Source organism: Marinococcus sp. LNSP9103-4 (genome assembly GCF_056034345.1).
The window spans coordinates 17,089-28,563 of the sequence record NZ_JBQLIA010000030.1; the positions used below are offsets into that span (position 1 = coordinate 17,089).

Genomic DNA, 11,475 nt, shown 5'->3' on the forward strand with positions numbered 1-11,475 from the left:
AGAGTTAGAAGAGCAGAGGCAGAATAGCAGAGAATAGAAGATACCTGACAATACATTTAACCAAAAAATCCTGCGAAGTTATAGGCAGGGTTCTCTTCTATCATGCCTCTCTGTCCGCAGAGAGGTTTTTCTCGTGTTCTGGCATGCTTTTCCGATCAAAGGAGGAAAAACCGTGACCAAAACAACGAAGCAAGCATTCACTGACGAATGTGCGTTCCACCGCACAATTCCCTATATGGAGCACTACTTTTCCGACACCCTCACCCCCATTGATGTGTTTCGCCACTTTCAGGAAGATGCGGTATATCTGCTTGAAAGTAAAGACGAAGCCTCTCCGTGGTCCCGTTACTCGTTTGTCGGGCTTCATCCTTCCTACCGGATTGTAGAGCAGGGAGGGGAGTTTCGTCTCGAGAAAACGGACGGCACCCTCATACTTACAGCTTCTGATCTGGAGGCCTGCATGCAGCAGGCGACAGACTATATTGATCCTTCGCTCCCGGAGGTGGATCTCCCATTTAAAGGCGGAGCTGTTGGGGCTCTCTCGTACGATGCCGTGGAATTGTTCGAGCCAAAGCTTGCCCCGGAGAGCGCCCCGGAATCACGTATACACTTTGTGTACTGCCGCACGATTATGGCGCTCGATCAGGCGAATAAAGAGCTGACAATCATTTATTACGATGAACATACAGATAAAGAGCCTGAGAAACGTTTTGACGAAGCAAAGGCAACAGTGGGAAAGCTTCAAAAGAGCTTGCAGAACGGGAATTCCGGCTCCGCCATGTATCCGCCGCTGGAAAAAAACACAGCAGTGGACTTCAGCCGGGTTCAATCCAATTATTCGAAGGAAGACTTCATGGAGGCAGTGGAGAAAATTAAAGAATATATTGTAGCCGGAGATGTATTTCAAACAGTGCTATCCCAGCGCTTTGAGCTTCCGACAACGGTAAGCGGCTTTGACCTTTACCGGGTGCTCCGCATGATCAACCCGTCGCCGTATTTGTTTTATCTGCGTCTCGGGGAAACAGAAGTGGTAGGAAGTTCTCCGGAACGACTCGTGCAGGTGCTCGACGGCCACGTGGAAATTCATCCGATTGCCGGGACCCGCAAGCGGGGAAAGACTGACACAGAAGATAAAGCACTCGAAGAAGAGCTGCTTGCCGATGAAAAAGAGCGGGCGGAACACTTTATGCTCGTTGACCTGGCCAGAAATGATGTTGGCCGGATTGCTTCCTACGGCACGGTGGAAACGCCGGTGCTGCTTGAAACAGTCCGCTTCTCACACGTCATGCATATTATTTCCAAAGTGACAGGAAGACTTTCCCCGTTTGTTTCCCCGGTTGCGGCTCTTCAGTCCGCTTTCCCGGCCGGAACCGTTTCCGGAGCGCCGAAAATCCGTGCGATGGAAATTTTAAAGGAGCTCGAGCCGACAAGGCGCGGTATGTATGCCGGGGCTGTCTGCTATATGGGCTTTGACGGCAACATTGACTCCTGTATTGCCATCCGGACTATGCTTGTGGAAAATCAGACGGCAAAGGTCCAGGCCGGTGCCGGTATCGTTGCCGATTCGGACCCGGCATCGGAATACGAAGAAACGCAGAATAAAGCAGCAGCTCTTCTTCGTACAGTAGCCGCTGCCGAAGCAATGTTCACCGATGAGAAGGGAGAGAATATTCATGCTTAAGGCACTGTTGAATAAATGTATTGAGGGGCATACACTGAAAGAACAGGAAGCAGAACAGGCAATGGACTTTATTATGCAGGGAGAGGCTACGCCGAGCCAGATTGCCGGCCTTATTACCATTATGCGGTTTCGGGGCGAAACGGTGGAAGAGCTGACCGGCTTTGTCCGCAGTATGCGCCGCCATGCGCTGTCTTTAGAGCATGAGGAGCCTTCTCTTCTCGATACTTGCGGCACTGGCGGCGACGTAAGTTCAACGTACAATATTTCCACCGCCTCTGCGATTGCGTTAAGCGGAGCGGGTATTAAAGTAGCTAAGCACGGCAACCGCTCGGTATCATCCAAAAGCGGCAGCGCCGATGTGCTTGAAACACTGCAGGTGCCTGTACAGTCAGGACCTGATGAGGCGGTAAAAGCCCTGCAGGAAAAAGGGCTGGCCTTTCTGTTTGCCCCGCTGTACCACGTAGCGATGAAGCATGCAGTCACCCCGAGAAAAGAACTGGGTTTTCGTACAATCTTTAACGTGCTCGGTCCGTTAACAAATCCGGCAAACGCTGATATTCAGGTGGTCGGTGTGTTTGACCGGGAATACGGGGAGAAGATGGCCTACGTACTGAAAAACCTGGGCGCAAGCAGGGCTTTGTTTGTTACCGGCAGAGACGGACTTGATGAAATGACGATTTCAGACAGTACGTACATTACGGAGCTTCGGAATGGTGAAATTATGAAATATGAAATTACACCCGAAGAGGCAGGGCTGAAGAGATCTCCCGTCGAAGAGGTGCAGGTGGAAACAGCAGAAGAAAGCGCAGTGCTGATCGAAAATATTTTTAACGGCTCAGAAACCGGTGCTGCAAAAGACATTTTACTATTAAACATGGGTGCTGCATTTTACGCTGCCGGCCGTGCAGAAACAATCGCAGACGGCGTGCAGCTTGCGGAAGAAGTCATCCGCGGAGGCAAAGCCGAACAGCAGCTGCAGCGCCTGCGGGGAAATGAGGTTAATTCAACGTATGCTTGAAAAAATACTGCAAACTAAACAGGAAGAACTTTCTCGGATTACGGTGGGCGAGCGTCCGGACGTGCCTTTTTATTCGCTGAAAAAAGCACTGCAGCAGGATCCGCCGAACGTACAGATTATTGCGGAAGTCAAAAAAGCTTCGCCCTCCAAAGGGCTGATACGGAGTGATTTTGATCCGGAAGCCATCGCTCTTGGCTATGAACGGGGAGGCGCCGCTGCTCTATCGGTGCTGACGGATGAAACGTATTTCCAGGGGAGCGGCAGCTATCTGACAGCGGTCAAAAAAATCTCCGCTCTGCCTGTACTGCGAAAGGACTTTATTATCGATGCCAGACAGGTGGAGGAAAGTGCGGCGATGGGGGCAGATGCTATTTTACTGATCGCAGAGGCCATTGCTCCGGAAAAGCTGCACGAATTATACCAGCAGGCCTACGAGCTCGGGATGGAGGTGCTTGTAGAAGCACATTCGCCTGAAAAGCTGCACGAACTTCTCCATCAGTTTACGCCGGAAATTATCGGTATTAATAACCGTGATCTCTATACGTTCCATACAGAACTTGGGCAGACAGGAAAAGCAGCTTCGTTCATACCGGAAGGCAGTGTGCTTGTGAGCGAAAGCGGTATCCGTACAAACGAAGACCTCGATTATGTACAGCTGCTCGGGGCAGAAGCGGCGCTCGTCGGAGAATCACTTATGAGACAGCCGGATGTACGTGAAGCGTTATTAAAACTGCGGGGAGTGAGCGACCATGCCTCCACAGACGCCGATGTTTAAAATGTGCGGCCTGCATTCCGAAAATGATGTGCGGCTTGCAGCTTCTTCCTCTGCCGCTTTTGCAGGGTTTGTATTTGCCCCGGGGAAACGGGAGGTAGAGCCGGGAGCCGTTCGCGAATGGCTGCAGACTCATCCGCTGCACGGTAAAAAGATAACAGCCCTGTTTGTGAATGCACCGGTGCGAAAAGTGATTGCGACCGTTGAAGAAATACAGGCGGACGTGATTCAGCTGCACGGCGAGGAACCGCCGGAAGAAGCGGCGGTGATCCGCCACCGTACAGGGAAGGATGTTTGGAAAGCCCTGCCGCATGGAGAATACACTCATCAGCAGATCGATGCCTATGCGGATTACGTTGATGGTTTTATCATCGACGCCAAAGTCGATGGCCGGTTTGGAGGCTCAGGCGAATCCTTCGCCTGGGAGCACGTGCCTGGCTATATTAAAGCCGGAAAAGCCCACCGACTTCCGTTATTTATTGCAGGAGGAGTCCGCCCGGAAAATGTTGAAGACCTGCTTGCTTATCATCCGGCGGGCATTGATATTTCCAGCGGACTCGAAAAAGACGGAGTAAAGGATGCCGGCTTATTAGAACAATTAGAGAAGAGGTTGAATAGCTATGCAGCAGATATATCCCGATGAACACGGACGGTACGGGGATTACGGCGGAAAGTATGTGCCGGAAACGCTCATGTATGCACTGGAGGAACTTGAAGAAGCATTTAACGCGGCCTGGGAGGATGAATCCTTTCACGAGGAGTACCAGGACATTCTGCGTGAATATGCTGGCAGGGAAACCCCGCTGACGTTCGCGGGCCACCTGACGGAGCATCTGGGTGGAGCGGAAATTTATTTAAAACGGGAGGACCTGCTTCATACCGGTGCCCATAAATTAAATAATGCCATCGGCCAGGTACTTCTGGCCAGACGGATGGGGAAATCAAAAATTGTTGCAGAAACAGGCGCCGGCCAGCACGGTGTGGCGACAGCGACCGTCTGTGCTAAGTTTGGGCTGGAGTGCAAGGTGTTTATGGGCGAAGAGGATATGGAACGGCAGGAACTGAATGTCTTCCGTATGGAGCTGCTGGGAGCGGAAGTGCTGCCGGCCTCGTCCGGAAACAAAACTTTAAAGGACGCCACCAATGAAGCCATCCGCTACTGGGTAACAAACGTGGAAGATACGTTTTATCTGATCGGTTCGGTCGTTGGCCCGCATCCTTATCCAATGATTGTCCGGAACTATCAGCGGATTATTGGAGATGAAACCAAACGGCAGATGCAGACGCGGTGCGGGGCTCTTCCGGATGCGATTGCAGCATGCGTGGGAGGCGGAAGCAATGCGATCGGCATGTTTTATCCGTTTCTTGAAGACGACGTAAAGCTTTATGGCGCGGAGGCTGCCGGCATGGGCGTGCATACAGCTATGCACGCAGCAACCATTACGAAAGGCACCCGCGGGGTGATCCACGGGTCGCTGACGTATTTAATCCAGGATGAGAACGGACAGATTATTGAGCCGTATTCCATTTCCGCCGGACTGGATTATCCGGGCATTGGACCGGAGCACGCCCATCTGGCTGAAAGCGGCCGCGTGGAATACACGGGTGTGACAGACGAAGAATCCCTGGAAGCACTTTCGCTCTTAACAAAGAAAGAAGGCATTCTTCCGGCGATTGAAACCTCCCATGCCCTATACCTGGCGTTTGAAAAAGCCAAACAGATGGACAGAAGTGAACGAATCGTTATCTGCCTCTCGGGTCGTGGAGATAAAGACGTTGAAACGATCCGCCGTCGTATGGAAGGGGAGAGCAGTGATGAATAAAGCAACAAATGTGCTAACAGTGGAAGAAGCGGCAGCGCAGGCTCCGTACCCTCTCTTCGTGCCATTTATTATGGCAGGGGACCCGCATGAAGAAGCGACGATTTCGATTGCTCTTTCGCTTCAGGAGGCAGGCGCCCACATTTTAGAGCTCGGCATCCCGTATTCTGATCCACTGGCTGACGGTCCTCTGCTGCAGCGCTCAGCCCAGCGCGCCCTTAAAGGTGGTATGAGCCTGAAAGGGGCTCTGCGCATGATTCAGACGATGAGAGAACGTGGACTGACAATTCCGGTGGTCGTGTTTTCCTATGTGAATCCTGTGCTGCGCATGGGAGAAGAGACGTTTGTCAAAGAAGCGGCATCTGCCGGGGCAAACGGGGTGCTGATTCCGGATCTTCCCATGGAAGAGAGCAGTTTTATCAGTGAGCTTGCCAGGGAAAAGGGACTGTCGGTCATTTCACTTGTGGCACCGACATCTGCCCACCGCATTGAAAAAATTGCCTCCCAGGCCCAGGGTTTTCTGTACTGCGTTTCAAGTCTTGGCGTAACTGGTACGAGGGATGCCTTCCCGGACGAAGCCTATGCGTTTATCCGCAAAGTGAAAGAAGCAAGCACGGTGCCGGTTGCTGTCGGCTTTGGCATATCCAACCGCCGGCAGGTGGAGCTGCTTGACGGTGTGAGCGACGGCGTTGTCGTCGGCAGTGCGATTATGAAAATCGTCGAAGAACAGCAGGAGGCACTCGTTTCGGCCGAAAAAACAGAGCGCGAACAGGCGCTGAACGAAATTAAAACCTTTGTCTCCGAGCTAATTTCGTCGTAAGATAGTAATCAGCATACAAAGACGAGGTGACAAAGTTGTATATTAAAAAACAAATCAAAGGCATGACGCCTTACCAGCCGGGGAAACCAATTGAAGAAGTGAAACGGGAGCTCGGACTGACTACCGTCCATAAAATGGCTTCCAATGAAAATCCATACGGTGCTCCGCCGCAGGCTAAACGGGCAATCGAGGAAGCGGCCGCCGATCCGGAAATTTATCCGGATAGTTATGCAGCTGAGCTGCGTCAGGCAGTGGCCGAAGAGCTGAATGTCGGAGAAAAACAGCTGCTGTTTGGAGCCGGCTCCGATGAAGTTATTTTAATGCTCTGCCGGGCCATGCTAGGCCCGGACACAAATACCGTTATGGCAGTACCTTCCTTTTCGCAGTACAAGCATAATGCAGCCATTGAAGGAGCAGAAATCCGTGAAATTCCGGCAGTGGACGGGGAACATCAGCTGGAAGCTATGCTTGAAGCGATTGATGAACAGACACGTATTGTCTGGGTATGTAATCCGAACAATCCGTCCGGAGCCTATATTAATGATGAAGCGTTTGTGGCATTCCTTGACCGGGTGCCGGAAAACGTACTGGTTGTTTCGGATGAAGCTTACATTGAATATGTGACCGCAAACGATTATCCGGATACGCTGAAGCTGCTGCAGGAATACCCGAACCTTCTTCTTTTACGTACCTTTTCAAAAGCTTACGGCCTGGCATCACTCCGGGTTGGCTACGGCGTGAGCCACGAAGAACTGATTCAGTCCCTGGAGCCGGTCCGGCCCCCGTTCAATGTGACAGCTGTGGCCCAGCGGACGGCAACGGCCGCCTTGAAGGACCGCGCCTTTATTGAAAAGTGCCGGGAGAAAAATAAAACCGAACTCGATAAAATGACGTTTTTCTGCGAAGAGCACGGACTGGACTATGTGCCTTCCCAGACCAATTTTCTGCTGATTCATACAGGAGTTGCGGGAAGCGTAGTTTTTGACGAAATGCTGAAAAAGGGAATTATAATCCGTTCAGGAGAAGCCCTCGGCTATCCGGAATCGATCCGTGTAACGATAGGGACCGAAGAGCAGAACGAAGCTTTCCGCCAGACGCTGAATGAAGTGCTTGAACATCAGCAGGCCAGGCTTTAGCGGACAACACCTGGAATCCGGCTCCGCTCGGAGCCGGGTGTTTTTATGTATGGAAACAAAGAGAGGCCTGGAGGGAAACAGATGCAGAAAAAAGCAGCAGTTATCGGGCTGGGACTGATCGGAGGGTCAATTGCCCTCGCCATCAAACAGGAACATCCCGATGTTTATATTACAGGAACAGATGTAGATGAAGCCCAGACAAAGCTCGCGGTATCCTTGAGTGTTATTGACGAGGCAGTCCCGGACCTGGAAAAGGCTGTAAAGGAAGCAGACCTGGTGGTGCTTGCCACTCCGGTTGCCACCACGGAGAAATTGCTCGTGCAGCTCGCCGGAATGTCTCTAAAGCCCGGGGCCATCATTACTGATGTCGGAAGCACAAAAACATCGATCTGCGAGCAGGCAGACGTTCTTTCAGAAAAGAACGTTCATTTTATCGGGGGCCACCCAATGGCCGGATCACATAAAAGCGGTGTCCATGCCGCCCGGGTCCGTCTGTTTGAAAACGCCTACTACGTGCTGGTGCCAAATGGTCCTGGGTCCTCTGAAAAAATTGGTGAAATCAAAGATTGGCTTCAGGGCACGCAGGCAAAGTTTATAGAGCTGTCCTATGAGCAGCATGATCTGCTGACGGGCGTCATCAGCCATTTTCCGCATATCGTAGCATCGGCACTCGTGCATCAGGTGAAGGGAATGGAGGACGAACAGGCCTGGGTGACAAAGCTTGCAGCCGGCGGGTTCCGGGATATTACAAGAATCGCTTCAGCGAGTCCGGAAATGTGGACCGATATTCTTCTGAAAAACAATGACGTGATGCGGCAGCTGATGGAAGACTGGAAGCAGCAGATGAGTACCATTGAACAAATGCTTGCTGCGGGGGATAAAGAGCAGATATATCAGTTTTTTGAGCATGCAAAATCTTATCGTGACGGTCTGCCTGCAAAAAAGCAGGGAGCCATACCATCCATTTATGATCTGTTTGTCGATGTGCCGGACCACCCCGGCGTTATCTCGGACGTAACCGGAATTCTTGGACGTACCGGCATCAGTATTATTAATATACGGATCCTTGAAACGAGAGAGGACATCATGGGCGTGCTGCAGCTGACCTTCCGTACGGAAGAAGACCGGCGGGCCGGTATGCAGCAGCTCGAAAAGCACGATTATGAATCCTACATCGGTTAACGGAAAAAAAGAATGAAAAATAGGAGAGAAGCATTGACAACGCTTACAATTACGTTATACTAATATTAGCGTATGGTTTCTCTCCACTCCTATCCATACTCTTTATCTTAAAACTAGCCGATGTGGCGGCACACCTGATGAGTAGACATCAGGTGTTTTTTTTGTTTTTGTAAACGTTATCATAATGGGCGGGGGGAGGTTTTCTGTTCGTCACAGCGGGCAATGTTTGCTATAATTACACAGTGCTAAACGAGATTTACCTGGAAGAAAGGTTGTTGACGGCGTGAATTTAGAAACGATCCTCGAAACGATAAGAAACGGCGATACGGAAAAAGGGCTCGAAGAGATGGAGAAATACAGCCACTCTGCGAACGATCAGGAAAAATACGATATAGTGGAAATGTATCAGGAGCTGGGCCGCTCAGATAAGGCCCAGCCGCTGATTGAAGACCTGCTCGGACGCTATCCCGATGAGGGGGCACTGCTGACGACAGCAGCCGAGAATGCGATTGATATGGACGATGAAGATGAAGCGATTGAATGGCTGCTCGAGGTGAAGGAGTCAGACGAAGAATATCTGCGGGCGCAGCTGCTGCTAGCTGATTTGTACCAGATGCAGGGGCTCGATGAAGTAGCGGAGCAAAAGCTGCTCGATGCCCTGAAGCTGAGTCCTGAAGAGCCGGTGCTGCTTGCCGCCGTTGGAGATTACTATTTATCCCGGGGGGACTACGCTAAAAGCATTCCTTATTTGAAGCAGGCTGAAGGCGCCGGGTTTAAGTTTCCGGATGGCAGCCTGAGCCTTCGTCTCGCTGAAGCATACAGCGTGACCGGTTCGTTTGAGGATGCGCTGAGTTACTACGAGGCTGGACTGAAAGAACATACTGAGCTTCACGCTCTGTTTGGATACGGCTATACGGCTCTTCAGGTCAGCGATTATCAGCTGGCTGCAGAGAAATTCGAAGAGCTCCGCAACATGGATAAAGATTTTGTGGCACTCTATCCATATCTCGTGCGAAGCTACGAAGGGCTCGAAGACCATGAAAAAGCTCTGGAAGCAGCAAAGGCTGGCATTAAAGAAGATGAATACAATGAAAATTTATATACTGAGGCCGGAAAGCTGTATATGGCGCTTGGCAATGAAGAAGAAGGAGAAAAACATCTCAAGGAGGCACTTGCTTTAAATCCGGCACATCTTGAAGCAGCGAATGCGCTTCTCAGCATGTGGATGGAGCAGGAAGAGCCGGAGGCGATGATTGACCTGATTGATCATTTATACGAAATGGGAGAGCCGGATGTGCGTTTTCAGTGGTATTATGCCCGCGCTAAAAACCTCCAGGACGAACCCGCCGAAGCGAAAGAAAAATATGAAGAAGTGTACAGCGTATATCAGGAAAACGAAGTATTCCTTGAAGAGTACGGTCGTCTGCTGCTTGAACTCGGCTACCGGGAGAATGCGCTGAAGCACTTGGAGCAGGCTTCAGCCCTGCAGCCGGACAATACAGAGCTTCAGCTTTTGCTTGAAGACCTTCGCATGAGTGAATAAAGACACGAATCTGGTGTCTTTTCCTACATATTGAACGAGGCGGATGATATCGTGAAACAGCTACTTGGATGGTTTGGAACACCTTACGTGTTAATCCCTCTTTTTATCATTAACGCGCTCGGCACTATCTACGGCTACATTTGGTACGGTCAGCAGCTGCAGCAGACGCCGGCTGTGTTTCTGCCCTTCGTCCCGGACAGTCCGACGGCAAGCCTGGTTTTTACGATCGTTCTCGGACTGTACATTATCGGCAGAAGGAGCGGACTGGTGGAAGCATTCGCTTTTATAACGCTTGTAAAGTACGGGCTTTGGGCGGTGGGGATGAACGTGTTTTCCGGCGTAGCCGGGGAGACGCTCAGCTGGCAGCACTACATGCTTATTGCCTCTCACGCCGGCATGGCACTGCAGGCTTTTTTGTATCTGCCTTACTACCGGGTAAAGCTTTGGCATATAGGAGCAGCAGCGGTATGGACATTACATAATGATGTGATTGACTACGTTTTTGGAATGTATCCCTGGGTCTCAGCGTCGCTTGAGCCGTATATTTCCCTGATAGGCTACGGGACGTTCTGGCTGAGTATTATTTCTGCGGGGGTTCTGCTCTGGTGGAGACTCAGACCCGGCCGGACAGAGCTTCGGCTCATGGAGGAATAGAGCGGAATCTTTGACATTATACCCCCGTCTGCATACAATATAAGTATATATAAATGGAGGGATGAGAAAAAATGGGAATGCTTCTGTTATATTTAGCAGCGCTTATCCTCATTCCGCTTTGGGCACAGTCCAAAGTGAAAAAAGCATACAAAAAATATTCGAATGTAAGCAATTCGTCCGGGATGACAGGTGCCTCCGTGGCAAAGAAAATCCTGGAGGAAAACGGCATCTATAACGTACGCGTAGAGCCAACTAAAGGAAAATTAACGGATCATTATGATCCTTCGAAAAAAGTCGTCCGCTTGTCGGAGGATAACTATTACAATTCGACAGTAGCGGCTCAGGCGATCGCTTCCCACGAGGTGGGGCACGCGATTCAGGATGCGGAAAACTATGCGTTTTTACGATTCCGTTCCTCGCTGGCTCCAGTGGCTTCGACTGGCTCCAACCTTTCCTTCTTTTTAATTCTTGCCGGTATTTTACTGCAGTCGACCGGCATGTTTCTGGCGGGCATCGTGTTTTTCTCGGCCGCTGTTCTGTTCCAGGTTGTCACCCTTCCGGTGGAATTCAATGCGAGCAGCCGCGCCATGAATCAGATCGTTGCGACCGGTATTATCAGTAACAATGAAGAGCGGGAAACGAAAAAAGTGCTCGATGCTGCTGCATTAACGTACGTTGCAGCCGCTCTGGTAGCCGTGCTGGAACTGGGGCGTTTTATCGCCATGTTCCTCATGACGAGCGAAGAATAGTAAAAAACACCTGTACCGGTCACTAGAGTGACCCCATAATATGAGACAGGAAAAAACACCCCCAACGTCGTATGTAGTATTAACGATGATCTGGAGGTGT

Annotated in this window: 11 protein-coding genes; all 11 read left to right on the forward strand. The window is 50.9% G+C overall.

Going from position 1 to position 11,475, the window contains the following annotated elements:
* Positions 1–172: 172 nt before the first annotated feature.
* Positions 173–1,681 carry an anthranilate synthase component I gene (trpE, locus tag ACTRXG_RS15155; RefSeq protein WP_474285760.1) on the forward strand — a complete coding sequence of 503 codons (1,509 nt, stop codon included), beginning with the start codon at positions 173–175 and terminating at the stop codon, positions 1,679–1,681.
* Positions 1,674–2,699, forward strand: a complete 1,026-nt coding sequence (trpD, locus tag ACTRXG_RS15160) for an anthranilate phosphoribosyltransferase (protein WP_474262137.1) — start codon at positions 1,674–1,676, stop codon at positions 2,697–2,699. The genes trpE and trpD overlap by 8 nt, the downstream gene beginning before the upstream one ends.
* Complete coding sequence (gene trpC / locus ACTRXG_RS15165) at positions 2,692–3,474, forward strand: indole-3-glycerol phosphate synthase TrpC (protein WP_474262136.1); 783 nt, start codon at positions 2,692–2,694, stop codon at positions 3,472–3,474. The genes trpD and trpC overlap by 8 nt, the downstream gene beginning before the upstream one ends.
* Entirely contained in the window at positions 3,449–4,114 is a 666-nt protein-coding gene (locus tag ACTRXG_RS15170; RefSeq protein ID WP_474278957.1) for a phosphoribosylanthranilate isomerase, read from the forward strand. Before trpC ends, ACTRXG_RS15170 begins: the two co-directional genes overlap by 26 nt.
* Positions 4,092–5,294 (forward strand): tryptophan synthase subunit beta, encoded by a 1,203-nt coding sequence (trpB, locus tag ACTRXG_RS15175; RefSeq protein WP_474278955.1) that lies wholly within the window; start codon positions 4,092–4,094, stop codon positions 5,292–5,294. Before ACTRXG_RS15170 ends, trpB begins: the two co-directional genes overlap by 23 nt.
* Positions 5,287–6,111, forward strand: a complete 825-nt coding sequence (gene trpA, locus ACTRXG_RS15180) for a tryptophan synthase subunit alpha (RefSeq protein ID WP_474262132.1) — start codon at positions 5,287–5,289, stop codon at positions 6,109–6,111. The genes trpB and trpA overlap by 8 nt, the downstream gene beginning before the upstream one ends.
* A gap of 35 nt (positions 6,112–6,146) precedes the next feature.
* Entirely contained in the window at positions 6,147–7,247 is a 1,101-nt protein-coding gene (gene hisC, locus ACTRXG_RS15185) for a histidinol-phosphate transaminase (protein ID WP_474285762.1), read from the forward strand.
* Positions 7,248–7,292: 45 nt separating this feature from the next.
* The gene (locus ACTRXG_RS15190) at positions 7,293–8,429 is read left to right on the forward strand and encodes a prephenate dehydrogenase (RefSeq protein WP_474285763.1); all 1,137 of its coding nucleotides are present in this window, start codon (positions 7,293–7,295) and stop codon (positions 8,427–8,429) included.
* Positions 8,430–8,712: 283 nt separating this feature from the next.
* Positions 8,713–9,972 (forward strand): tetratricopeptide repeat protein, encoded by a 1,260-nt coding sequence (locus ACTRXG_RS15195; RefSeq protein WP_474262129.1) that lies wholly within the window; start codon positions 8,713–8,715, stop codon positions 9,970–9,972.
* A gap of 51 nt (positions 9,973–10,023) precedes the next feature.
* On the forward strand, positions 10,024–10,626 hold the full coding sequence (locus ACTRXG_RS15200) for a DUF1405 domain-containing protein (RefSeq protein WP_474285765.1): 603 nt from the start codon (positions 10,024–10,026) through the stop codon (positions 10,624–10,626).
* Between the two features lie 71 nt (positions 10,627–10,697).
* Positions 10,698–11,375 carry a zinc metallopeptidase gene (locus ACTRXG_RS15205; RefSeq protein ID WP_322525130.1) on the forward strand — a complete coding sequence of 226 codons (678 nt, stop codon included), beginning with the start codon at positions 10,698–10,700 and terminating at the stop codon, positions 11,373–11,375.
* Positions 11,376–11,475 lie beyond the last annotated feature (100 nt).